Below are 23,089 nucleotides of genomic sequence, written 5' to 3'. Positions count from 1 at the left end.
CTATTATCGCCGCGGCACTTCGAAACGCCGAGCCCAGAGCGTGGTGGCTTCCTCGTGAAACGCCGCGAGTGTCGTCGCGTTCCAGTTACCGCTCGCGGGTACGAGATCGAGATGACGCGCCGCATCTTGCAGCGCGGGCAGCGGCCGGCTGACATCGAGCGGGGCAGCGCCGGTTTGCTTGCTGAGCTTTTCGCCATTCGCGTCCGTGACGAGCGGTACGTGCAGGTAGGCGGGCTCGGGCAGGCCAAGACACCGCTGCAGATAGATCTGGCGCGCGGTCGAATCGAGCAGGTCGGCACCGCGCACGACATGCGTAATGCCCTGATCGGCATCGTCGACGATGACGGCGAGTTGGTAGGCCCATTGTCCATCGGCGCGCTTCACGACGAAGTCGCCGACTTCCGTGGCGAGATCCTGCTGTTGGGCGCCTTGCCAGCGGTCCTCGAACGAAACGATCGCCGCCGCCCCATCGGGCACCCGCACGCGCCACGCGCGCGCCGGCTTGCCGGCGAGCCCGCCGCGACAGGTGCCAGGGTAGGCCAGCGTCGCATGGCGCGCGCTGCGGCTTGCCAGCGAATCGGCAATTTCCTTGCGCGTGCAGCCGCACGGATAGACGAGTCCTGTCGCGCTGAGCTGCGCGAATGCGCGGGCGTAAAGGGGCGTGCGCGTGCTTTGCCAGACCGGCGGGTCGTCGGGCCGCATGCCGAAGCGTTCGAGCGTCGCGAGGATCTCCCGGTCGGCGCCCGGCACCGTGCGCGGGCCGTCGATATCCTCGATGCGAACGAGCCAGGCGCCGCCGTGTGCGCGTGCATCGAGCCAGCTCGCGAGTGCGCCCACGAGCGAGCCGAAGTGCAGGGGACCGGTCGGCGAAGGGGCGAACCGGCCGCGATAGGCGGCTCGCGACGCAGCGCAGCCGACGGCGGCCGCAGCGGTTTGCCCGGCCTGAGCGGTCATGATCGATCGGCTCAGGCAGCCCGCGCCGACTCGCGCCGCGGGTGGCAGGCCGGGCAGTACTTGCCGGCTTCGTAAAGCGGCGAACGCTGCGCTTCTTGCGTCACCACGGCACGGCAGCCGAAGCACTGGGTCGTCGGCGTCGGCTCGAGCCGCGGATCGACCGCGGTCCGATAGTCGAAGACGAAACATTCGCCGTGGTAATGGGCGCCGCCGACTTCCTCGAAGTATTTCAGAATGCCGCCTTCGAGCTGGTACACATGCCCGAGGCCGATCTCCTTCATGTGAATGGCAGCCTTCTCGCAGCGAATGCCACCCGTGCAGAACGAGACGACGGTCTTGTCGGCCAACGCGTCGCGATGCGCGGCCACGGCTTCCGGGAACTCGCTGAACTTCGCGATGCGGTAATCGATCGCATCGTCGAACGTACCGACGTCGACTTCGAACGCGTTGCGCGTATCGAGCATGACGACGGGCCGGCCCGCATCGTCGTGTCCGCTATCGAGCCAGCGCTTGAGCGTCGCCGCGTCGACCGCGGGGGCGCGGCCGAGCTCGGGCTGGATCGCCGGCTTTTTCATCGTGATGATTTCGCGCTTGAGCTTGACGAGCATGCGCCGGAATGGCTGCGCGGGCGACAGACTCTCCTTGAACGCCAGCGACGAGAATTTGCCCTCGAACAGGGCGTCGTGACGGATGTAGTCGATGAAGGCATCGGCGGCTTCGCGCGTGCCCGCGACGAACAAATTGATGCCTTCGGGCGAGAGCAGGATGGTGCCGCGCAGACCGAGTGCGGCACAGCGTTCGGCGACGAGCGGGCGCCAGGCCTGGATGGCGTTGAGTGTGACGAACCGGTAGGCGGCGAGATTGACGATGCTCATGATGGCGATGCGGACTCGGGCGAGCGCGCGCGCATGGCAGCGGGCGCGAGGGCGCACAAACTGGGAAAACGCGTATTATCCCGCAAACGGGCGACGGCCCGCGCGCGGACGTGCGCGCGAGCCGTTGCGCACGAAGCCCGAAGGCGGTCGATTCGGCGCATACCGGGGCCAACCGCGGCGAATCGGACGGGCAAAGCCGGGGCTGCTCGGATGTACAATACCGCCCATGCCAGATCCACGTTTCGTCCATCTCCGCGTTCATTCCGAATTCTCGATCGCCGACGGCATCGTGCGCCTCGACGACATCGTCGAAGCCGCCGCCGAGGACGGGCAGGGCGCGCTTGCGCTGACCGACCTCGCCAACGCTTTTGGGCTCGTCCGTTTCTACAAGGAAGCGCGCGGCAAGGGCATCAAGCCGATCGCCGGCTGCGACGTGTGGGTCACCAATAGCGCCGATCGCGACAAGCCGTCGCGCCTGCTGCTGCTCGTCAAGGATCGCCGCGGGTATCTGAACCTTTGCGAGCTGCTGACGCGGGCGTGGCTCACGAATCAATACCGCGGGCGCGCCGAAGTCGATCCCGCCTGGTTCGACACACCGCTGGCCCTTGGGCTCATCGCGCTCTCGGGTGCTCAGCAGGGCGACATAGGCCTCGCACTTGCAGCGGGCAACAAGGAAGCCGCGCGACGCCACGCCATGCACTGGGCCGAGCGCTTTCCGAACGCGTTTTACATCGAACTGCAGCGCTGCGGCCAGCCGGGCGGCGAGACGTACGTGCACGAAGCGGTCGAGCTCGCATCGGCGCTGCAATTGCCCGTCGTCGCGACGCATCCCGTGCAGTTCATGACGGCGGACGATTTCACCGCGCACGAGGCGCGCGTCTGTATTTCGGAAGGCGATATGCTGGCGAATCCGCGCCGGCAAAAGCGTTTCACGACGGCTCAGCATTTTCTGACTCAGGACGAGATGGCGCGGCTTTATGCCGATATCCCGTCCGCCATCGCGAATACGGTCGAAATCGCGAAGCGCTGCAACCTCACGCTCGAGCTCGGCAAGCCGAAGCTGCCGCTTTTTCCGACCCCCGATGGCATGTCGCTCGACGAGTACCTCGTGCAGCTCTCGAAAGACGGGCTCGAGCGCCGGCTCGTCGAACTCTATCCCGACGAAGCGAAGCGCAACGAAGCGCGCGAAAGCTATTTCGAGCGGCTCGAGTTCGAGTGCGGCACGATCGTCAAGATGGGCTTTCCGGGCTACTTCCTGATCGTCGCGGACTTCATCAACTGGGCGAAGAACAACGGCGTGCCGGTGGGTCCCGGGCGCGGCTCGGGCGCGGGCTCGCTCGTCGCCTACGCGCTGGGCATCACCGACCTCGATCCGCTGCGCTACAACCTGCTGTTCGAGCGCTTCCTGAACCCTGAACGCGTGTCGATGCCGGACTTCGACATCGACTTTTGCCAGGAAGGACGCGATCGCGTCATTCAGTACGTGAAGGGCAAGTACGGCGCGGATGCGGTGTCGCAAATCGCGACGTTCGGCACGATGGCGGCGAAGGCCGCCGTGCGCGATATCGGCCGCGTGCTCGATCTCGGCTACACGTTCACGGACGGCGTGGCGAAGCTGATCCCGTTCAAGCCGGGCAAGCATGTCACGATCGCCGACGCGATGAAGGAAGAGCCGCTGCTGCAAGAGCGCTACGACAACGAGGACGAGGTCCGCCAACTGCTCGATCTCGCGCAGCGCGTCGAGGGCCTGACGCGCAACGTGGGCATGCACGCGGGCGGCGTCCTGATCGCGCCTGGCAAACTGACCGATTTCTGTCCGCTCTATACGCAGGGCGACGACGGCGGTGTCGTGAGCCAGTACGACAAGGACGATGTCGAGGCGGTCGGCCTCGTGAAGTTCGACTTTCTCGGGCTGACGACGCTGACGATCCTGGATTGGGCCGAGCGCTACATCCGCCGGCTCGACCCCGCGAAAGCGGACTGGTCGCTCGCGCAAGTGCCGCTCGACGATCAAGCGTCGTTCTCGATCCTCAAAAAAGCGAATACGGTCGCCGTGTTCCAGCTGGAAAGCCGCGGCATGCAAGGCATGCTGAAGGACGCGCAGCCCGATCGCTTCGAGGACATCATCGCGCTCGTGGCGCTGTACCGTCCGGGCCCGATGGATCTGATTCCGAGCTTTTGCGCCCGCAAGCACGGCCGCGAGACGGTGGAGTATCCCGATCCGCGCGTCGAGCCTGTTCTGAAAGAGACCTACGGCATCATGGTCTATCAGGAGCAGGTGATGCAGATGGCCCAGATCATCGGTGGCTATTCGCTCGGCGGCGCGGATTTGCTGCGCCGGGCGATGGGCAAGAAAAAGGCCGAGGAGATGGCCAAGCATCGCGAGCTCTTTCGCGAGGGCGCCGCGAAAAACGGGCTCAGCGGGGCAAAGGCCGACGAGATCTTCGACTTGATGGAGAAGTTCGCCGGCTACGGCTTCAACAAGTCGCACGCCGCTGCATACGCGCTGCTCGCCTACTACACCGCGTGGCTCAAGGCGCATCATCCGGCCGAATTCATGGCAGCCAACATGAGCTTGGCCATGGACGACACCGACAAGGTGAAGATCCTCTACGAGGATTGCAAGGCGAACGGCATGAGCGTGCTGCCGCCCGACATCAATTGCTCGGCCTACCGTTTCGAGCCGGTCGCCGAACCGGATGGCAAGCGCGCCCGCACGATTCGCTACGGCCTGGGCGCCGTCAAGGGCAGCGGCCAGAATGCGATCGAGGAAATTTTGCGCGCGCGGGAGGCGGGCCCGTTCGTCGATCTATTCGATTTCTGTGCTCGCATCGACCGGCGCGTCGTCAACCGGCGCACCGTGGAAGCGCTCATCCGTGCCGGCGCGTTCGACACGCTGCACGCGAATCGCGCTCAGCTGATTGCGTCGGTGCCGCTCGCGATGGAGGCGGCCGATCAGGCGAGCGCCAACGCGATGCAGGCGGGGCTGTTCGAAATGGACGATGGGCCTTCGCAAGGGCATGAGCTCGTCGACGAGCCGGCCTGGCCCGAAAAGCGCAAGCTGCAGGAAGAAAAGACGGCGCTCGGCTTTTACCTCTCGGGCCATCTTTTCGATGCCTACAAGGGCGAGGTGCGCCGGTTCGTACGTCAAAAGCTCGGCGAGCTCAAGGAAGGGCGCGACAAGCTCGTGGCGGGGATCATCGTTTCGCTGCGCACGCAGATGACTCAGCGCGGCAAGATGCTGATCGCGCTCATCGACGACGGCTCGGGGCAGTGCGAAGTGACGGTCTTCAACGAGCAATACGAGGCGAACAAGGCCGTGTTCAAGGAGGACGAGTTGCTCGTCGTGCAAGGGCAGGCGCGCAACGATGCCTTCACGGGCGGCATTCGTTTCACCGTGGATTCGGTCATGGATCTCGAGCGTGCGCGCAGTCGTTACGCGCAGGCGGTGAAGGTCAGCATGAACGGCAACGCGGATGCGGTGACCTTGCGGCGCGTGCTCGAGGCGCATTGCGCGCCGCCGGCCGAGGCGCAGCCGAGCGCGCCCGCGGCGGCGCCGCCGGCGGCCGGGCGGTTCGGGCCGCGCGGCGGTGGAGACGGCGCGCGTACACGTACGACGGCGCTGCCGAACGGACTTGCCGTGCAGATCGCTTACAGCAACGCGCACGCGCAAGGCGAAGTGAGGCTTGGCGACGCGTGGCGTGTGCGTCCCAGCGACGACCTGCTGAGCGCACTGCGCAGCGAATTTGCATCGAGCATTGTCGAAATCGTCTATTGATATGCCCCCTCCGACATCCGGCGCAGCGGGGCGATCGATCCATATCGGCATTTCCGCCAATGCGCTCAAACATGGAGGCGGGTTCGAGCGCTATGCGATGGATTTGGCTCGTGGCCTGGCAGCACGCGGCATCGAGCCCGATTTTTTCGCGCGCCGTTTCGATACGGGGTTGCCCGAATTCGCGCTCGTCGAGCCCCATAGGATCGGCGTTTCGTGGCTACCGGGAAAACTGCGCGACCACTGGTTTTCCTGGAGGCTGCGCAGTGCCAAGCGTGCGGCGGGCGTGGACGTGCTGATTGGCTGCAATCGCGTGGATTCGTCCGACATCGCCGTTTGCGGAGGCACGCACCGCGGCTTTTTGCGCGCGATGGGCCGCGAGCCCACGCGCGCGGATCATTGGCAGATCTCGCTCGAAGCACGGCAATACGCCAACGCCGAAATCGTGGTTGCTCACTCCGAGCTGATGCGAGACGAGCTGCGTTCGCTTTATGGCTTGCCCGACGACAAGATCCGCCTCGTCTACCCGCCCGTCGATGCAGCCCGGTTTCACGCCGTCGACATGGACGCGCGTCGTACGCTACGTCGGCGCTTCGGCTTTGCCGACGATGAGGTCGTTCTGCTGTTCGCTTCGAGCTCCCACGCGCGTAAAGGCTTGCCGCTCATCGAGACGGTCGTGCGGCAAACGCGGCTGCCGGTCGTGGTCGCGGTGGCCGGACGGCCGCCCGAGCGCACGAGCGAGCGGATCCGCTACATTGGCTACCTCAAGGACCTGGAAGACGGTTACCGGGCCGCGGATTTCACCATTCTTGCTTCGAAGTACGAGCCGTTCGGCCTCGTCGCCATCGAATCGGCGATGTGCGGCACGCCCGCGATTGTCGCGGGGAACATCGGTTGCTGCGATGCCATTGCGCCGGAGCAGCGGTTCGTCTTCGCACCGGACGATGCCGCGGACTTGCATGCGGTGCTCGAGCGCGCGACCCGTGTCGCTCGCACGGGCCCGCAGCGTGCCTGGACGGCGGGTGGCCGAGCCGCCCTGGCCTACGACCCCGATGTGGCCGCCCATGTCGATGCGCTGCTCGGACTGGCATGGCAGATCGAGGCGCGGCGCCGCCAACCGGCGACGCGCACGGCGGCTGCTCACCGGCGATCGGCTTAGTGGCCTGCTTATAGGGCGCCTGCGCGCGCCGTTTCGCCGATCCAGTATACTTTTGCGGTTGCGCGCATGGCGGCACGATGCGCGAGCAGAGCAGAGCATGCGCTCATTTAGCGGGCCGGATCCGCTCCGTCAATCCCAAACCACCGGAAGGCGCCATGGATCGCGTTCTCATCGTGAAGGTCACATCGCTCGGCGACATCGTGCACGCGCAGCCGCTCGTGGACGATTTACGCCGCAACTTTCCGGGGGTGAGCATCGACTGGGCCGCCGACGCCGCGTTCGCGGAGGTTTTGCGATGGAATCCGGGGATCGATCGTGTGCTGTGCGCGCCTTTGCGTCGTTTCAAGTCGCAGCGCGGTTTGACCGACTTCAAGCGCATTGCCGCATCGATCGCGGAATTGCGGCGCGTCCGGTACGACGCGGTCATCGACGTGCACGGCGTCTACAAGAGCGCCATCATTGCGTTTCTCGCCCGAGCTCGCGCACGGTACGGCTACCGGTCGGCGGACCTGGGCGAAAAAGGTGCGGCGTTCGCTTATTCAAGGCGATTCGCTCGGCCTGCCGAGCGCAACGCGTGGGAAGGCTTGCGCGAGAGCGTCGGGCAGGCTTTCGGCTATTCGATCGATACGCCGCCTCGGTTCGGCCTGAAGATACCGGCTCCCGCCGCGATTCCCGCTGCCGCCCGGCATGGGGCATTCGCGATCCTTTTCCACGCGACCTCGTGCGATGACAAGAAGTGGCCGCTTGAACACTGGCAGCGGCTCGGGACCCAATTACGGGCCCAGGGTCTTCGGGCTCTGCTCCCCTGGGGCTCGCAGGCCGAACATGCCGAAGCCCTCGCCATTGCGGAGGGCATCCCCGATGCGCTCGTGCTGCCGCGACTGTCGGTGCTCGAAATCGCGCAGCACATCGAACTCGCGTCGCTCATCGTCGGCACCGATACGGGCTTCGTGCACCTTGCCGCCGCGCTCCGTCAGCCTACGGTCATGATCTTTACGGCGACGTCGCGCCGCCATTTCGGTGTCAGCCTACCCGGTACCGCGGTATCGGTCGGAGATGAGGGCGACGTGCCTTCCGTCGGCGCAGTCGCCGACGCCGTCGCTTCCGTATGGCGGCCGGCCGCCACCGCACAAGCGCCGCGCACCGCCGCCTCGAGCATCGAGGTCTGATCGCGTGCAGCGTTACGCCGTCTGGCCGAGGCCGGACGGCGGCGGTTGCGCACCGTGCGTTGGGCAATTCGCGCTCGGTCAGGCGGGATCCGGCCCATCGGCGTACGGTATACTGGCAAGCTTCCGAACGGGGCCGCCGGCGGCCATGCCGGGTCCCGAGCATCGAGCGTATCCCATAAAGGAGTGACGCCGCCGCGACAGTACGGACCGCTGGTTGCGGTGCGACGGTGTGTCTCGCCTCGAGGACTACACAACAAATGGCGGGGCGGGATTAGTTAGCCAATGAGTCGACTGTTAGGACGTATTCAGATCTTTGCGCGTGCATTGCCGCGGCTCGTGCTCAAGCCTTTTCGCCGCAAGTGCCTGCGGCCTCGCCGAATCTTGATTGCGCATCATCTCTTGCTCGGCGATACCCTTTTGCTCACGCCGTTGCTCGCGAAGCTGCGCGGTCTTTATCCGGACGCGCAAATCGTGCTCGCTTGTCCGAAAGCGATCGTGCCGCTCTACGCTGGCCGCCCGTTCGGCATCGATGCTCTGCCGTTCGATCCGCGCGATCCTCGTACCGTCCGTCACGTATTGCGCTCGGGCCCCTACGATCTCGGCATCGTCACCGGGGACAATCGTCATAGCTGGCTCGCCTACGGTGCGCGTTGCCGCTGGATCGTCGCGCATGCCGGCGACAGACCGGCGTGGAAGAACTGGCCCGTCGACGAACTGATCGCGTATCCGGAGCGACCGGCCGCGTGGGCCGATCTCGCGGCCGATCTCGTGCCAGGCGAGGCTCCGCCCCTTTACCGCCCCGAATTCTGGCCTGCGCCGGCGCCCGTGATATTCGACGATTCATTGCGGCCGCATACGCCCTATGTCGTGCTGCACCCCGGGGCCAGTACGGCGGTCAAGCGGTGGCCGATCGAGCGCTGGCGGGAACTCGCGTCGCGCATCGAAGCGCTCGGCTATCGTGTCGTCTGGAGCGGAGGTGCGAGCGAAGCCGAACTCGTCCGGCAAATCGATCCCGATTCGTCCCGGCTGAATTTCGCAGGGCGTCTCGGCCTGGCCGATCTCTGGCATTTATTTGCCGGGGCCAGGGCGCTCGTTTGCCCGGACACGGGAACGGCGCATCTCGCCCGCCTGATCGGCACGCCGGCCGTCACGCTTTTCGGTCCTGGCAACGCACAGATTCACGGAGCCGGACGTTATTGGAGCGCTGTGCCGTTCGTGCCGGTGACGATCGAGGACATGCCGTGCCGCAATCAGCCCGGTATCTTTCGCCGCGAGCTCGCCTGGGTGCGCCGCTGCGACCGCGATACGACGACTTGCCTCGATTGGCGCGGCGACCACGCGGGCTGCATGGGACGGCTCAGCGTCGACGCGGTGAACGAGGCATTGAAAGCCGCGCTGGAGGCAGCATGACGAACGTCCGCGCGGCGCTTGTCCGCTCGCTGTCGATTTCTTGTCCGCTCATTGCGTTCGCGGCGATGTTCGGCCATATGACGGGGGTCATCAATACGGGCCTCGCGCTGACCGGGCTGGGCGTGGTCGTCGCTGCCTGGTCGGCGCCTCGATCGTTGGCTCGGTGGCCGCTCGCCGTGCCGATCGGCTTATGGGCGGCATGGAGCCTTGCGGCTGTCGCGTGGTCCGCCTATCCGGCTTTGAGCCGGCACGCATGGTTCGATGAGGTTGTGTATCCGCTCGTCACGTTTTGGGGCTTTTGGTTGTTCGCGCAACGCGTGGGCCGGCCCGTCTGGGCAGCGTGGGCATGCTGGGCCGCCTGCCTGCTGCTGGCGGCGATCAGCGCTGTCTATCTCGGGCATTTACAGCCTCCCACGCCCGAGACTTTCCCGCTGCATTTCTACGCGCGCGTCGGCCATACGAGCACGCTCGCGATTTTTGCGATTCCGTTGTTCGCCGGGCTCATGATGGGCGAGCGCACCCGGCCCTTCGGACTGGTGGGCGTGGCATTGTGTGTGTTTATCGGTTTTGCCACGTTGAATCGGTTTTTTTGGCCGGCTGTTGCGGCGACGCTTTTCGTCGCGGCCTTTCCGCTTTATCGGCGACGTCTCAAATACGCGCTGGCCGTTTTGGTAGCCTTGTCCGCAATTGGCGGGATGCTGGCGATCTACGGTGGCGCGTTGCGCTTTGGCGAGCAGGCAGCGGCAGCAGCATCGAGTCCATCCGGTGCGACCGGGCAGCCGCACGAGGTGCCGCCCTCGCTCGTGGCGTTCGACGATGCGGTGCGCTCCGATACGCGGCCCAAGCTCTGGGCCTTTTACGGCCGCGAGGCGCTTCATCATGCCTGGCTCGGTGTAGGATTCGGCAAACCGTTGCCGGGCCTGGCGCTGCGTTCCGACATGCCTCCCGAGCTGCTCGCGCTCGAGCCCCAGGCTCCCACGCATGCCCACAATCTGTTCCTGAATACCTGGCTGCAGACCGGGGTGATCGGGGTCGTGCTGCAAAGTGTGCTGCTCGTGGCGCTGATGCTGCGCTACTGGCGGCTGCGGCGAGCCGACCCGTATATCGCGGCGGCTGGTATCGCGCTCGTCGTTGGCATGGTGACGAAGAATTTCACCGACGACTTCATGTGGAAGACGACGATGCTTGCTTTCTGGGCGTTCGCTGGTCTGTTGTTGGGCGCAGGCGAACGCGGACGCCATGAACCGAACTAGCGCCGGCGCATCCGGGGGGAGCGACGCGCTCGGCGATGCGGCCCGCCCCGTGCGTCCGGTACGCATTCTCTTCCATATCAACGATTTCGGGCGGGGAGGCACCGAGACGGCGCTCCTCGCATGGATCAATGCATTGGACAGGCGATGCTTCGTCCCGGCGGTGTCGGTGGCGTACCCGACTGACGACCTCGATTTCTGGCGCGGGCATTCGTTGCCCCCGGACGTGGAGGTGCATGTCCTCGCGCGGTCGCGCTGGAGCCATGTATTGCACCAGGCGCAGCGGCATCGCAAGCTCGGCAAATTCGAGAAGCTCGTGCATAAGCTCAGTACGCATGCCGCGATTCGCCCCCTGGTGGCGAGGCGTTTCCTGCAGATCGCGAGCCGGCATGACATCGTTTGCGATTTCGACCTTTCGTTGCGGCGCATTGCCGGACGCGCGGGTGTACCGTGGATCGGCGTCAGTCATTACAGCTTTGCCGCCCGACTCGGCAACAAGTCGGTGGGCCACCGGACCCGGCGTATCCGGCAATTCGAGCGTTATGCCGCCGTGGCGGTTCTCACGCCGGATATGTTGAGGGAAGCGCGTGGCCTGTTTCTCGGCACCGAGGCGCGTGCAGAGGAACTGCCGAACGTGATTCAGATCGACTCGATCCGTCGGCGCGCCGAGGAGCCCGTGCCCAAGCCGGACTCGCCGTTTATCGTATCGGTTGCGCGCCTCGACGAAGGGCAAAAGGATCATCGGACGCTGTTGTGTGCATACGCGAAAGCGCGTGAGCGCCTGCCCGGGATCGGCCAACTGCTGCTGATCGGCGAAGGCCCTGACCGTGCATCGCTCGAGGCATTGGCGAAGGAGCTCGGCATTCATGATGCGGTTCGCTTTCTCGGTTTTTGCAGTAACCCATTCCCTTACATTCGCGCAGCGGAGATGCTGGTGCTGAGCAGCCGGTATGAAGGCTTCGGCATGGTTCTCGGCGAGGCCATGGCGCTCGGCACCCCGGTCATCTCGGCCGATTGCCCGACGGGGCCGCGCGATTTGCTCGAAGGCGGCGAAGCCGGGCTGCTGGTGAAGCCCGGCGACGCGGACGGCATGTGCGAGGCGATGATCCGCTTGAGTGTCGATGGGCAGTTGCGCGATACCGTGAGGCGGCGCGCGCAAGACAAGGTCCGGACATTTTCTCCAACGAGCGCGAATGCGCGCATGCTCGTGCTCGCACAGCGATTCTGTCCGGGTATCTTCGATGCATCGGGCCGCAGTTCGGCCGCAATCGCCGATTGAACCGGCGTAATTTATTCTTCGCATCGTGAACGAGTCCGCTGCCCCTTCCAATCCTCCGCGCACGGTCGCCGTCGTGTGCACCCAGCGCATCGGCGACGTTTTGCTCGCCACTGCGTTGGTGCGATCGATCAAGCGGCAGTGGCCGGACGCCGAGATCGACATGATCGTCTATCGCGGTACCGAGGGTGTGCTCGAGCACAATCCCGACCTCAGAAATGCGGTCACGGTTGAGCGCCGCGCGTCGTGGCGCGAGCGGCTCGCGAGCGCGGCGCGTCTTTGGCGCCGCTACGATATCGCCTGCGCCACGCTCGCCTCGAGCCGTTGCCGTTTCTATGCCTGGGCAGCCGGGCGGTGGCGTGTCGGACTCTTCGATCCCGATCGTCCAAAACGCGCGACCCGGTTTTTGTTGCATCGTCTGGCGCCGGACGAGCATCGGCGCGTTCACACGGTGACGAGCTATCTCGCCCTCGCGCCGGTTCTGGGCGTTGCCCCGGTGGGCGAGGTGGTGGCTCCGGGGATCGGCGACGATCCCACGCGCCGGGCCGCATTCGACGCCCGGCTCGCGGCAGGCCGTGGCACGCCGCCGCGGCCGCTTGTCGTCGTCCACCCCTATCCGATGTTTGCCTACAAGCAGTGGCATGCGCAAGGATGGTTGCAACTGATCGACTGGCTGCGCGCCCAAGGCTTTGTCGTTGCGCTGAGCGGCGGGCCGGCGTCCGCCGAGCTCGAGTACGCGCGACGCATTGCCGAGTCGGCAAGCGAGCCGGTCATGAACTTCGTCGGTCAATTGAGCCTTGGCGAGACCGCCGAGATGATCCGGCGCGCCGTACTTTTCGTTGGGCCGGACACCGGTGTCACGCATATCGCCGCCGCGTGCGGTACACCGACGGTGGCGCTGTTCGGGCCGTCGAATCCTTGTCGCTGGGGCCCATGGCCGCGCGACTGGCCTGCCGGCAACGAACCCTGGCCGCTGCGCGGGTCGGGCCGCCGCGGCAACGTGTTCCTGCTGCAAGGCGAGGGAGATTGTGTGCCCTGCAAGGCGGAAGGGTGCGAGCGGCACCTCGCGAGCGAGAGCCGGTGTCTGACCGAACTCGACGCGAAGCGGGTGATCGATGCGGCGAAGGTCATGCTCGGTCTTCCAACGGCGTCAGCCGCCGGCGACACACAGCCGCTCGTTCGCCTCCCGGTCGAACGCGGCTGAACTGCGCGTTGGACTCGCGTGCCAGTGGGCATGCGGTTGCATGCTCAGCGCCGCTCGTTTTGCCGCGCCAGCCAGGCGAGTTTGACGAACCGGTAATAGACCGTCTGCGCGTTGAACACCGCGATCATGAAGCCCGCGCGCCCGTCGCTGAAGCCGCGGCGCAGCACATACGTGCGCACGAAAGCCCATAGTCCGCGCGCGAGCGCCACGCCCAGCCCTCCGCGCTCGCCGGCGGCGAAACGCTGACGCGCTCCCGCGCTCGAGTAGGCATCGAGCTTGCGCAGCACCGTCTCGAAGTCCTCGTACGAGTAATGCAGCAGCTTGCCTTCGAGGCGTTCGGCCGGCCCATCGAAGACGAGGCGCTCATGAACGAGATCGTCGGAAAAGCGCGCGGCGTCGCGTCTGAACAAGCGCGGTATCCAGTCCGGATACCAGCCGCTGTGGCGGATCCAGTCGCCGCAAAAGCTCGAGAGCCGATCCACCGCGTAGACGCTCGCGCGTGGCGCGCGAAGCGCTTCGTCGATCGAGCGGGCCAACTCGGGCGACACGATCTCGTCGGTATCGATCGACAGCACCCAGTCGGTGTCGAGCGCTGCGACAGCGCGGTTTTTCTGCGGCCCGAAGCCGGGCCAGTCGGTCTCGACGAGCACGCGCGCGCAGCGTGCTCGCGCGATGGCGACCGTGGCGTCGCGACTGCCGCCGTCGACGACGACGATGTCGTCGGCGAATGCCACCGCATCGAGGCATTGCGCTAGATGCGCCTCACTGTTGAGCGCGATGATGGCGACGCCGAGCGTCGGACGGGCAGGGGGCGGGTTCGTGGCGGACACGGCGGGCATGGGTCGCGTCGTGGAAAGTGAGCGGAGTATACAGGCCGGAGTGTGCCTCGGACGTCCCGCGTGCTTCGGGGCGTCGGTGGCCCGCGGCCGCGCGCCGGTGGCCGGGCAGCTATAATGCACCGGTTTTGAAGGCGGCACGCGCTCTCGCGCGCATACGGGCACGGCAACGAAGGAACGGGCGAAGGAATCAGTTGGAAACCGAAAATACCCTGCGCAAGGCGATAGGCGAGAGTGGAACGTCGCCCGCATCCGTGCTCAAACGGCTTTGGCCGTACATCAAACCGAACGTGTGGGTCGTGCTGCTGGCGGTCGTCACGATGGGCGTGAGTTCCGCGACCGACGCGGGCATCCCCGCGCTGCTCAAGCCGCTGCTCGACCACGGTTTCGGCGCGAAGGCGAGTGTGAGCGCGAAATGGCTCGTGCCCCTGGCCGTCATCGGGCTCGCGCTCGTGCGCGGCGTATCGCAATATGCGTCCGGGTATCTGCTCTCGTATGTATCGAACCGCATCTTGCTGCAACTGCGGCTCACGATGTTCGAGCGGATGATCCATACGAGTGCATCGTTCTTTCAGCGGGAGACGGCAAGCACCGTCATCAACGCGATCGTATTCGAGGTCAATCAGATCCTGAGCGTGCTGACCGGCGTGATGGTGACGCTAGTGCGCGATACGCTGACGGTCGTCTTCCTGCTCGGCTACCTCTTTTATCTGAACTGGCGGCTCACGCTCATCGTGGCGGTGATCCTGCCCGGCATCGGCTGGATCGTCAGCAAGATCAACCGGCGTTTGCGCCGTCTCGGACGCGAGCAGCAAACGCTCACCAACGAGCTGTCCTATATCGTCGAAGAGACGGTGGGCGGCTATAAAGTCGTCAAGGTCCACAACGGCGAGCCGTACGAAATCGATCGTTTCACCGAAATGAGCAGGCGCCTGAGGGGCTATGCCATGCGAATGACCGTCTCGGGCGGTCTCGCGCAGCCGCTCACGCAGTTCCTCGCGTCGATCGCACTCGCCATCGTCATTACGATCGCGGTCCTGCAATCGGCGAACGACCAGACGACGGTGGGCGGCTTCGTCGCATTCGTCACTTCCATGCTGCTCGTCATTTCGCCGCTCAAGCATCTGATCGACGTCAATCAGCCGCTACAGCGTGGTATGACCGCAGCCGAGCTGATCTTCGGCCTCATCGACGAGCCGGCCGAGCCCCACGGCGGAACCCGCGAGCTGCCGAGCTCGCGCGGCGAGATCGAGTTCCGCGACGTGTCGTTCTCCTATGGCACCACCGATCAGCCGATTCTTAAAAACGTCTCGATCAAAGTGGCGCCGGGCGAGATGGTGGCCCTCGCCGGGCCGTCGGGCAGCGGCAAGACGACGCTCGTCAACCTGCTGCCGCGCTTTTTCGATCCCACGGACGGAACGATTCTCGTCGACGGTGTGCCGATTGCCGAATACGACATTCACGCCTTGCGCGCTCAGATGGCGATGGTGAGCCAGGACGTCGTGCTGTTCAACGACACCATCGCCGCCAACGTCGCGTACGGCCAGACGCCCGATCGCGAGCGCGTCGACGCGGCGCTGCGGGCGGCCAACCTGGCGGATGCCGTCGCGGCCATGCCGAACGGCATCGATACGGTCATCGGCGGCAATGGCATGCGGCTTTCGGGCGGACAGCGGCAGCGTCTCGCGATTGCGCGGGCGATCTACAAAGATGCGCCGATCCTGATTCTCGACGAAGCGACCTCGGCGCTCGATTCCGAGTCCGAGCGCCATGTGCAGGCTGCACTGGAGACGCTGATGGAAGGCCGTACGACGCTCGTGATCGCGCACCGGCTTTCGACCATCGAGCGGGCCGATCGCATTCTCGTCATGGAAGCGGGCCGCATCGCGGAAGAGGGCAGCCATGCCGATCTGCTGCGACGCGATGGCCTGTACGCCCATCTGCATCGCATCCAGTACCAGCAGCAGGCCGCCTGAGCGGGTATTACCGCTTGCTCGAAACGCTCGCACCCTCCCGCCCACGCTCAGACACCACCGGTCACGAGCGGTAAGACGGTGAGGTCGGGATGGGTGCCGTCGACGATGCTGCGCCCGATGTGCACCGCCTCTTCCCACGCGGCGGCTTCGCTCTCGAAGGCTTCCTCGCCATCGGCATGAAACGGAACGACGTGACCGGGTAATTTCGGATCGGCGCCTGGATGGCAGACATAACCGATGTACGTATACGGTGACGAGGCCACGGATGACCGGCCGGCGGCCGACGCAGCTTCCGGTTCCTTCACTGGCGTGGCGACATGGATTTCGAAGCCTTCGTATTCGGTCATCCGCCACGCGAGGGTTTCATCAGACATGGCACCGTCTCCCTGCAAGGAGCGGTCGGGCGACAGCGCGGTTGCCGCGCCGGCCGCAAATGTTGCGTTGCCGCGCGGGTCTCAGTGCCGACGCCAGACCCTGTCCCAAAGGCGATGACCGCTCGTGCGGCCGAGCCATCGTTCACGCCGGTGCTCGCGTTGATAGTGCGACGCGACGATGACGACGGCGGCAATCAGCAAGACGAGGCCGGTCACGATGCTTTCGATCGATTGGGCCATGAGGACCTCCCGATGACTCACCTGCGTCAGTCAATTCTAGGTGATTTGCGAAGGGGGGGCTGAGGGACTGGCCGCGTTACGTCTGTAACGGGATGACACAAGTCCTCTCGAACGCTATGCGCAACGACGCGCTCTAAGCTGTACGAAGGGGACATATCATGGTCAGATCAATCGTTGCCGTCTTGCTCGCCGCCGGGCTGGCCGGTTGCGTGGTCGATCCGGGCCCGGCCTACTACGGCTACGATCCGGGGTATGGCTACGCACCGGAGTACTACGCGCCGGGCTACTACGCACCCGGCTATTACGCTGGACCGTCGGTCGGCATCGTCGGGGTGTTCGGCGGCGGGGGCCACCATCATCACCACGGCGGGGGGCACGGGCGCCGTTGAGCCGCAAGCGGGCAATTGCGCCAGCGCTACATCAGCACGATGTCGTACTGTTCCTGGCTCAAGTTCGACTCGACCTGCAGCGACACAGGTTTGCCGATGAAATCGATCAGCATCGCGAGATGTTGCGATTCCTCATCGAGAAAAAGATCGATGACTTGCTGTGAGGCGATGACGCGGAACTCGCGCGGATTGAACTGGCGGGACTCGCGCAAAATTTCACGCAGCACGTCGTAGCAGACGGTGCGCGCTGTCTTGACTTGTCCCTTGCCCTGACAAACGGGGCACGGTTCGCACAACACGTGCGCGAGCGATTCGCGCGTGCGCTTGCGCGTCATCTCGACGAGCCCGAGCTGCGAAAAGCCGTTGACGGTCGAACGCGTGCGGTCGCGCGACAGCGCCTTCTTCAACTCGCCGAGCACGGCATCGCGGTGTTCGGCGTTTTCCATGTCGATGAAGTCGATGATGATGATGCCGCCGAGATTGCGCAGCCGCAGTTGCCGCGCGATCGTGTGCGCGGCTTCGAGATTGGTCTTGAAGATCGTATCGTCGAAATTGCGCGCGCCGACATAGCCGCCGGTATTGACGTCGATGGTCGTCATCGCTTCGGTCTGATCGATCATCAGGTAGCCGCCGGACTTCAGATCGACGCGCCGCGACAGCGCCCGTTGAATTTCCGTTTCGACGTTATAAAGATCGAACAAAGGCCGCTCGCCGATATAGTGGTTGAGCTTCGCACTGACGGCCGGCGTGAATTCGGCCGCGAATTCCACGAGCATTTGATAAGTCTCGCGCGAATCGACTTGAATCCGCGTCGTCTCGTCGTTGACGAAATCGCGTAATACGCGCTGTGCGAGATTGAGGTCCTGATAGAGCAGACTCGTGGGCGGCAGGCGTTGGGCCTGAGCCACGATCGTGGCCCAGGTCTTGCGCAGATAGGCTACGTCGCCCGCCAGCTCTTCGCCCGTGGCATCTTCGGCGATCGTGCGCACGATATAGCCGCCTTTTTCGTCGGCGGGCAGGACCGCGGTCAAGCGCGCGCGAATGGCCTCGCGCTCCGCTTCGTCTTCGATCTTCTGCGAAATGCCGATATGCGGCTCCTGCGGCAGATAGACGAGCGTGCGGCCCGCGATGCTGACTTGCGTCGACAGGCGTGCCCCCTTCGTGCCGATCGGGTCCTTGATCACCTGAACCATCAGCGTCTGCCCCTCGAACACCGTCTTTTCTATCGGCTGCACCGGCCCCGCATGTTCGCCCGCGGCGCGCGGCTGCCAGATATCCGCGACATGCAGGAACGCCGCGCGTTCGAGACCGATATCGATGAACGCGGATTGCATCCCCGGCAACACCCGCACGACCTTACCGAGATAAACGTTCCCCACGCGCCCGCGCGATGCCGTGCGCTCGACGTGAAGTTCCTGCACGGCGCCTTGCTGGACCAGCGCGACGCGCGTTTCCTGCGGAGTGACATTGATCAGAATCTCTTCGTTCATCGGAAGCCTTCGGACGCCTTAGAAGTCGACACGAGCCGCGCGCAGCAACGCAGCTGTCTCAAAAAGGGGCAGACCCATGATACCCGAATAGGATCCGTCGATATGTTCGATGAACTCGGCTGCGCGGCCTTGAATGCCGTACGCGCCGGCCTTGCCGAGCGGCTCGCCTGTACGCGCGTATCGGCGTAGCGCATCGAGGGTGGCCGAGGCGAAACGCACGACCGAGCGCGAAAGCGCGGGGGACAGCAACTCACCGGTACCGTCCACGACCGCAATCGCAGTCAACACCTCGTGATCGCGTCCGGCGAGCCGCGTGAGCATCGTCACCGCATGCTCGACGTCGGTAGGCTTGCCGAGGATCGTGCCGTCGACGGCCACGGTGGTGTCGGCCACGAGGATGGGCGCGGCGCGATGGGCGCCGGCGACGCGGCGCGCGTGGGCCGCTTCGGCTTTCGCGACGGTCACGCGGCGCACATATTGTTCGGCCGACTCGCCTTCGCGTTCGGCTTCGAGCGCTTCGGCGTCTTCGTCGGGCCGGGGCAACAAGAGCTCGAAGCGCACGCCGAGCTGACCGAGCAGTTCCTGTCGGCGCGGACTTTGCGAAGCGAGGTAGATGGAGGGGTACAGCGAAGAGCCGGACGTCGATGGAGGCATTTGTCGTTCTCGTGATGCGCCGGCCCGCTCCCGAGACGGCGCGTCAGACGCGGTGATAGGGATGATTCTGCGTGATGCTCCACGCGCGGTAAAGCTGTTCGGCCAATAGCACACGCACCATGCCGTGCGGCAACGTCAAACTGGACACGCGCAGCATGAGTTCGGCTCGCCCCTTCAGCTCCGGCGCGAGACCGTCGGCGCCCCCGATCACGAACGACACGTCGCGGCCTTCCTGCTGCCAACCCGGGAGGGCTGCGGCCAACTGCATCGTGGTCCAGTCCTGCCCGCGTTCGTCGAGGGCGACGATGCGCGCGCCTTTCGGCAGGGCCGCCTCGATCCGCTGACGCTCGGCCGCCATGACGCTTTGCGCCGTCCGACTGCCCGTGCGCGGTTCGGGCTTGATCTCGCGCAACTCGATACGCAACTCGGGCGGCATCCGCTTCGCATATTCGTCGAAGCCGCTGGCTATCCACCCCGGCATCTTGTGTCCGACGGCGAGTATCTGCAGTTTCATTCCGAAGCGCCGCGAAGGGGATTACGACGTCTTGCCGCGCCGCTTTGCCGCCGTCTTGCGAGCGGGCGCCGGCCGGCTGTCGGCCGGGCCGTCGTCGTCTTCATCCTCCTCGTCCTCGAGCGGTTCGCTCGCACGCGCGCCGCCGAACGGGTTCGGGCTCGAGAGCTTCACGCGCACAGGTTTGTCGCCCCAGATCTCTTCGAGGTTGTAGTACTGCCGCAGCGCGGGTTGAAGGATATGGACCACGGCGTCGCCGCAATCGACGAGCACCCATTCGCCGATGTCCTCGCCCTCCGTGCTGACGATTTCACCGCCGGCTTCCTTCACCTTGTCGCGAACGCTGGAGGCCAGCGCCTTCGTCTGCCGGTTCGAGGTGCCGCTCGCCACGATGACGCGATCGAAGAGCTCGGTCAGATGGGTTGTGTTGAAGACACGTATGTCTTGCGCTTTGACGTCTTCGAGGCCGTCGACGATCGCGCGTTGCAGTTTGCGAATATCCATGGTTACCGATGGTACAGGTGATGTTGGAGAATGTAGCGCCAGACGGGCTCCGGAACCGAGTCGGGCGCGCCGGGTTGGACGGCATCGTCGTTGCCCCGACCGGAGAGCCGCTCGCGCATTTGCGCGCGAATATCGGTTGCCGATACGTCCAGCGCGAGTGTCGCGTCGATCAACAGGTGACCGGCAGGCCGCGCGCGCAGCACCGCCGCATCTGCCTTGCGCGCGGCCAACTCGCCGGCCAGCGCGGGCGACGCGCTCGTCAGCTCGAATCCAGGCCGTGTAGCCGCCGCGATGTGCGCGAAGTCGAACAAGCGCCGCCATTCGCGCCAGGTATCGAGCCGCAATAATTGATCGGCGCCCATCAGAAGCGAAATCGAGACATCGGCGCCCTCGCGCAGGCGCCAGCGCTCGAGCGTTTCGACCGTGTAAGTGGGACCGGCCTGCTCTATTTCATCGGTGGCCACGCTCACGGCGGTACCGGGCAGCACGAGCGTTGCCGCAGCGGCGCGCGTCATGGCGAGGCGGTGGGCAGCGGCACTGACGTCGGCCTTCTGCCAGGGCTGCCCCGCCGGCAGCAGGACGAGCTCCGTCAGCTTCAGCAACTCGGCAAAGCGCCGGGCCAGTGCCAGATGGCCGTGATGGATGGGATCGAATGTGCCCCCGAGCAGTCCCACACGGCGTGGCAGTTCGCGCGCGCCATCGGTTGAGGCGTCGACTGAGAGATGGGCGACGGGCGAATTCAGGGTGCGGTCCCTTCGTTGGGTTCGTCGAGCCATGCGCGCGGCCGCAGGAAATCGGTATAAAGCTTCGCCTCGTGCGTGCCGGGCTCCGGCTGCCAGCCGTAACGCCAGTTCGCGACGGGAGGCATCGACAGCAGAATCGATTCGGCCCGCCCGCCGCTTTGCAAGCCGAAATGGGTGCCGCGGTCGAAGACGAGATTGAATTCGACGTAACGGCCGCGTCGGTAGTTCTGGAATGCGCGCTCGCGCTCGCCATAGGGCGTCGCCCGGCGCTTGCGCAGGATCGGCAAATAAGCGTTCGCAAAGGCGTCGCCCACGCTGCGCATCATCGCGAACGAGCGCTCGAAGCCGAGCGCGTCGAAGTCGTCGAAGAATATCCCGCCCACGCCGCGCGTTTCGTTTCGATGCTTGAGGAAGAAGTACTCGTCGCACCAGTGCTTGAAGCGGGGATAAAGATCGTCGCCGAACGGCGTGAGCGCGTCGCGGCAAACGCGGTGAAAGTGCTTCGCATCTTCCTCGTAGCCGTAATAGGGCGTGAGGTCCATGCCGCCGCCGAACCAGAACACCGGCGCCTCGCCGGCCTTGGTCGCCACGAGCAGGCGCACGTTCATGTGCGCGGTGGGGCAGTGCGGATTGCGTGGGTGCATGACGAGCGATACGCCCATCGCTTCGAAGCCGCGGCCGGCGAGTTGCGGCCGCGCCGCGCTCGCCGAGGGGGGCAGGGCATCGCCGGCCACATCGGAAAAGCCGATGCCCCCGCGCTCGATCAGTTCGCCCTCTTCGAGGATTTTCGTGACGCCTTCGCCGCGCAGCGATCCGCCAGCGGGGCGCTGCCAGGCGTCGGCCGCAAACGACGCGCCGTCGAGCGCGCCAATGGCGTCCGCCAGGCTCGTTTGCAAGCCCTGCAGGTAGCGGCGCACGGGCGCCGGATCGAAGTTCGCTGCGTCCATGCTCACGATTTCCGGTTCAGGGCGCGGTAGCCGATATCGCGGCGATACTGCATGCCGTCGAACGAAATGCGATTGACCACATCGTAGGCGGCCGATTGCGCGCCGCGCACGGAATCCGCCAGGCCGACGACGCACAGTACGCGCCCGCCCGAGGTGACGAGCTTGCCGTCGGCGAGCGTCGTCCCGGCATGGAACGTTACCGCGTTTTCGGTTTCCGCGGGAATATCGCCGATCGTATCGCCCTTGCGCGGGGCATCCGGATACCCGTGCGCGGCGAGCACGACACCGAGCGCCGTACGCCGGTCCCACGTCAGCTCGACCGTGTCGAGCGTGCCGGCCACGGCCTGTTCGATCACTTTCGAAAAATCGCCCTTCAAACGCGCCATGATCGGTTGCGTTTCGGGGTCGCCCATGCGGCAGTTGAATTCGAGCGTCTTCGGATTGCCCTCGGCATCGATCATGAGGCCCGCATAAAGGAAGCCCGTATAGCGGATGCCTTCCTTTTCCATCCCGCGCACGGTCGGCAGAATGATCTCGCGCATCACTCGGGCGTGCAGCTGCGGCGTGACGATCGGCGCCGGCGAATAGGCGCCCATGCCGCCGGTATTGGGGCCGGCATCGCCGTCGGCCAGACGTTTGTGGTCCTGGCTCGACGCGAGCGGCAGGACATGCTTGCCGTCGACCATGACGATGAAGCTCGCTTCCTCGCCTTGCAAGCACTCCTCGATGACGACGCGCGCACCGGCATCGCCGAGCTTGTTGTCGGCGAGCATCATGTCGACGGCCGCATGCGCCTCGTCGAGCGTGGTGGCGACGACGACGCCCTTGCCCGCGGCGAGGCCGTCGGCCTTGATGACGATCGGCGCGCCTTGCTTGTCGAGATAGGCGTGGGCCGCTGCCGCGTCGGAAAACGTTTCGTATTCGGCCGTAGGAATGCCGTTGCGCTTCATGAACGCTTTGGCGAAGTCCTTCGAGCTCTCGAGCTGGGCGGCTTCCTTGGTCGGCCCGAAGACCTTGAGGCCACGGCGGCGAAAGAGGTTGACGATGCCCGCGGCAAGCGGCGCCTCGGGACCGACGACGGTCAGCGCGATCTGCTCTTTCTGCGCGAAGTCGGCGAGGGCATCGAGATCGGTGATCGGCACATTGCGCAGACGTTCGTCCTGAGCCGTGCCGCCATTGCCGGGCGCGACATAGACGAGCTGGACGCGCGGCGATTGCGCAAGCTTCCAGGCCAGCGCATGTTCGCGGCCGCCCGAACCGACGACGAGTAGTTTCATATCAATCCCCGAGAACCTAAAAGGGACGGCCGGCGCAGGGCGCCGGCCGCAATATCGGCATTCGATGTGCGCTGGC

21 protein-coding genes are annotated in these 23,089 nt (G+C 65.3%); 9 read left to right on the top strand and 12 right to left on the bottom strand.

Going from position 1 to position 23,089, the window contains the following annotated elements; all coding sequences use genetic code 11:
* Nucleotides 1–3: 3 nt before the first annotated feature.
* A complete protein-coding gene (gene gluQRS, locus VGL01_RS18275) occupies nt 4–954 on the bottom strand; it encodes a tRNA glutamyl-Q(34) synthetase GluQRS (protein ID WP_331571782.1) in 951 nt (316 codons plus the stop codon).
* An 11-nt stretch (nt 955–965) separates the two neighbouring features.
* Nucleotides 966–1,829 (bottom strand): sulfurtransferase, encoded by an 864-nt coding sequence (locus tag VGL01_RS18270; protein ID WP_331571780.1) that lies wholly within the window; start codon nt 1,827–1,829, stop codon nt 966–968.
* A 217-nt stretch (nt 1,830–2,046) separates the two neighbouring features.
* Between VGL01_RS18270 and dnaE the strand changes: the two genes are divergently transcribed.
* The 7 genes from dnaE to VGL01_RS18235 all read left to right on the top strand — a co-directional run bounded on the left by dnaE (nt 2,047) and on the right by VGL01_RS18235 (nt 13,072).
* On the top strand, nt 2,047–5,607 hold the full coding sequence (gene dnaE, locus VGL01_RS18265) for a DNA polymerase III subunit alpha (protein ID WP_331571862.1): 3,561 nt from the start codon (nt 2,047–2,049) through the stop codon (nt 5,605–5,607).
* A gap of 37 nt (nt 5,608–5,644) precedes the next feature.
* Complete coding sequence (locus VGL01_RS18260; protein ID WP_331571860.1) at nt 5,645–6,763, top strand: glycosyltransferase family 4 protein; 1,119 nt, start codon at nt 5,645–5,647, stop codon at nt 6,761–6,763.
* 155 nt (nt 6,764–6,918) lie between these two features.
* The gene (gene waaC / locus VGL01_RS18255) at nt 6,919–7,932 is read left to right on the top strand and encodes a lipopolysaccharide heptosyltransferase I (RefSeq protein ID WP_331571778.1); all 1,014 of its coding nucleotides are present in this window, start codon (nt 6,919–6,921) and stop codon (nt 7,930–7,932) included.
* Between the two features lie 282 nt (nt 7,933–8,214).
* Nucleotides 8,215–9,342: a glycosyltransferase family 9 protein gene (locus VGL01_RS18250; protein ID WP_331571775.1), complete on the top strand. Its 1,128-nt coding sequence runs from the start codon at nt 8,215–8,217 to the stop codon at nt 9,340–9,342.
* Nucleotides 9,339–10,595 (top strand): O-antigen ligase family protein, encoded by a 1,257-nt coding sequence (locus tag VGL01_RS18245; RefSeq protein ID WP_331571773.1) that lies wholly within the window; start codon nt 9,339–9,341, stop codon nt 10,593–10,595. The genes VGL01_RS18250 and VGL01_RS18245 overlap by 4 nt, the downstream gene beginning before the upstream one ends.
* Nucleotides 10,582–11,871, top strand: coding sequence for a glycosyltransferase (locus VGL01_RS18240; protein WP_331571771.1), 1,290 nt, complete (start codon nt 10,582–10,584; stop codon nt 11,869–11,871). The genes VGL01_RS18245 and VGL01_RS18240 overlap by 14 nt, the downstream gene beginning before the upstream one ends.
* Before the next feature lie 25 nt (nt 11,872–11,896).
* Nucleotides 11,897–13,072: a glycosyltransferase family 9 protein gene (locus VGL01_RS18235; RefSeq protein ID WP_331571769.1), complete on the top strand. Its 1,176-nt coding sequence runs from the start codon at nt 11,897–11,899 to the stop codon at nt 13,070–13,072.
* A 44-nt stretch (nt 13,073–13,116) separates the two neighbouring features.
* Here VGL01_RS18235 and VGL01_RS18230 read toward each other — a convergent pair whose 3' ends face one another.
* On the bottom strand, nt 13,117–13,911 hold the full coding sequence (locus tag VGL01_RS18230; RefSeq protein ID WP_331571767.1) for a glycosyltransferase family 2 protein: 795 nt from the start codon (nt 13,909–13,911) through the stop codon (nt 13,117–13,119).
* A 191-nt stretch (nt 13,912–14,102) separates the two neighbouring features.
* Between VGL01_RS18230 and msbA the strand changes: the two genes are divergently transcribed.
* A complete protein-coding gene (gene msbA / locus VGL01_RS18225) occupies nt 14,103–15,884 on the top strand; it encodes a lipid A export permease/ATP-binding protein MsbA (RefSeq protein ID WP_331571765.1) in 1,782 nt (593 codons plus the stop codon).
* 47 nt (nt 15,885–15,931) lie between these two features.
* Here msbA and VGL01_RS18220 read toward each other — a convergent pair whose 3' ends face one another.
* On the bottom strand, nt 15,932–16,258 hold the full coding sequence (locus VGL01_RS18220) for a hypothetical protein (RefSeq protein WP_331571763.1): 327 nt from the start codon (nt 16,256–16,258) through the stop codon (nt 15,932–15,934).
* A gap of 81 nt (nt 16,259–16,339) precedes the next feature.
* Nucleotides 16,340–16,498 carry a hypothetical protein gene (locus tag VGL01_RS18215; RefSeq protein ID WP_331571762.1) on the bottom strand — a complete coding sequence of 53 codons (159 nt, stop codon included), beginning with the start codon at nt 16,496–16,498 and terminating at the stop codon, nt 16,340–16,342.
* A gap of 158 nt (nt 16,499–16,656) precedes the next feature.
* Between VGL01_RS18215 and VGL01_RS18210 the strand changes: the two genes are divergently transcribed.
* On the top strand, nt 16,657–16,887 hold the full coding sequence (locus VGL01_RS18210) for a hypothetical protein (RefSeq protein WP_331571761.1): 231 nt from the start codon (nt 16,657–16,659) through the stop codon (nt 16,885–16,887).
* A gap of 26 nt (nt 16,888–16,913) precedes the next feature.
* On the opposite strand, the gene rng is transcribed toward VGL01_RS18210, so the two are convergent.
* From rng to purD, 7 genes are read right to left on the bottom strand one after another with little or no spacing between them, the layout of a single operon-like run.
* Nucleotides 16,914–18,377 carry a ribonuclease G gene (rng, locus tag VGL01_RS18205; RefSeq protein WP_331571760.1) on the bottom strand — a complete coding sequence of 488 codons (1,464 nt, stop codon included), beginning with the start codon at nt 18,375–18,377 and terminating at the stop codon, nt 16,914–16,916.
* A gap of 18 nt (nt 18,378–18,395) precedes the next feature.
* On the bottom strand, nt 18,396–19,031 hold the full coding sequence (locus VGL01_RS18200) for a Maf family protein (RefSeq protein ID WP_331571759.1): 636 nt from the start codon (nt 19,029–19,031) through the stop codon (nt 18,396–18,398).
* Nucleotides 19,032–19,074: 43 nt separating this feature from the next.
* Complete coding sequence (rlmH, locus tag VGL01_RS18195) at nt 19,075–19,545, bottom strand: 23S rRNA (pseudouridine(1915)-N(3))-methyltransferase RlmH (RefSeq protein ID WP_331571758.1); 471 nt, start codon at nt 19,543–19,545, stop codon at nt 19,075–19,077.
* Between the two features lie 21 nt (nt 19,546–19,566).
* The gene (rsfS, locus tag VGL01_RS18190; RefSeq protein WP_331571756.1) at nt 19,567–20,046 is read right to left on the bottom strand and encodes a ribosome silencing factor; all 480 of its coding nucleotides are present in this window, start codon (nt 20,044–20,046) and stop codon (nt 19,567–19,569) included.
* Nucleotides 20,047–20,048: 2 nt separating this feature from the next.
* The gene (locus VGL01_RS18185) at nt 20,049–20,822 is read right to left on the bottom strand and encodes a nicotinate-nucleotide adenylyltransferase (RefSeq protein ID WP_331571754.1); all 774 of its coding nucleotides are present in this window, start codon (nt 20,820–20,822) and stop codon (nt 20,049–20,051) included.
* Nucleotides 20,786–21,736, bottom strand: coding sequence for an oxygen-dependent coproporphyrinogen oxidase (gene hemF / locus VGL01_RS18180; protein WP_331571752.1), 951 nt, complete (start codon nt 21,734–21,736; stop codon nt 20,786–20,788). Before hemF ends, VGL01_RS18185 begins: the two co-directional genes overlap by 37 nt.
* A gap of 2 nt (nt 21,737–21,738) precedes the next feature.
* Nucleotides 21,739–23,013, bottom strand: a complete 1,275-nt coding sequence (purD, locus tag VGL01_RS18175; protein ID WP_331571750.1) for a phosphoribosylamine--glycine ligase — start codon at nt 23,011–23,013, stop codon at nt 21,739–21,741.
* Between the last annotated feature and the right edge of the window lie 76 nt (nt 23,014–23,089).

This window comes from Trinickia sp. (assembly GCF_036503415.1).
Classification (GTDB): Bacteria; Pseudomonadota; Gammaproteobacteria; order Burkholderiales; family Burkholderiaceae; genus Trinickia.
The sequence above is the reverse complement of the archived record's forward strand: the minus strand, read 5'-3'. Positions and strand labels throughout refer to the sequence as shown.

What these genes read in the sequence shown, in the direction of transcription:
- VGL01_RS18200 (WP_331571759.1), bottom strand. Translation starts at nt 19,031, where the DNA reads ATGCCTCCATCGACGTCCGGCTCTTCGCTGTACCCCTCCATCTACCTC.
- VGL01_RS18220 (WP_331571763.1), bottom strand. Translation starts at nt 16,258, where the DNA reads ATGTCTGATGAAACCCTCGCGTGGCGGATGACCGAATACGAAGGCTTC.
- VGL01_RS18245 (WP_331571773.1), top strand. Translation starts at nt 9,339, where the DNA reads ATGACGAACGTCCGCGCGGCGCTTGTCCGCTCGCTGTCGATTTCTTGT.
- VGL01_RS18270 (WP_331571780.1), bottom strand. Translation starts at nt 1,829, where the DNA reads ATGAGCATCGTCAATCTCGCCGCCTACCGGTTCGTCACACTCAACGCC.
- VGL01_RS18185 (WP_331571754.1), bottom strand. Translation starts at nt 20,822, where the DNA reads ATGGCTCGACGAACCCAACGAAGGGACCGCACCCTGAATTCGCCCGTC.
- waaC (WP_331571778.1), top strand. Translation starts at nt 6,919, where the DNA reads ATGGATCGCGTTCTCATCGTGAAGGTCACATCGCTCGGCGACATCGTG.
- VGL01_RS18215 (WP_331571762.1), bottom strand. Translation starts at nt 16,498, where the DNA reads ATGGCCCAATCGATCGAAAGCATCGTGACCGGCCTCGTCTTGCTGATT.
- purD (WP_331571750.1), bottom strand. Translation starts at nt 23,013, where the DNA reads ATGAAACTACTCGTCGTCGGTTCGGGCGGCCGCGAACATGCGCTGGCC.
- VGL01_RS18230 (WP_331571767.1), bottom strand. Translation starts at nt 13,911, where the DNA reads ATGCCCGCCGTGTCCGCCACGAACCCGCCCCCTGCCCGTCCGACGCTC.
- VGL01_RS18210 (WP_331571761.1), top strand. Translation starts at nt 16,657, where the DNA reads ATGGTCAGATCAATCGTTGCCGTCTTGCTCGCCGCCGGGCTGGCCGGT.
- rsfS (WP_331571756.1), bottom strand. Translation starts at nt 20,046, where the DNA reads ATGGATATTCGCAAACTGCAACGCGCGATCGTCGACGGCCTCGAAGAC.
- VGL01_RS18240 (WP_331571771.1), top strand. Translation starts at nt 10,582, where the DNA reads ATGAACCGAACTAGCGCCGGCGCATCCGGGGGGAGCGACGCGCTCGGC.
- rlmH (WP_331571758.1), bottom strand. Translation starts at nt 19,545, where the DNA reads ATGAAACTGCAGATACTCGCCGTCGGACACAAGATGCCGGGGTGGATA.
- hemF (WP_331571752.1), bottom strand. Translation starts at nt 21,736, where the DNA reads ATGGACGCAGCGAACTTCGATCCGGCGCCCGTGCGCCGCTACCTGCAG.
- VGL01_RS18250 (WP_331571775.1), top strand. Translation starts at nt 8,215, where the DNA reads ATGAGTCGACTGTTAGGACGTATTCAGATCTTTGCGCGTGCATTGCCG.
- rng (WP_331571760.1), bottom strand. Translation starts at nt 18,377, where the DNA reads ATGAACGAAGAGATTCTGATCAATGTCACTCCGCAGGAAACGCGCGTC.
- gluQRS (WP_331571782.1), bottom strand. Translation starts at nt 954, where the DNA reads ATGACCGCTCAGGCCGGGCAAACCGCTGCGGCCGCCGTCGGCTGCGCT.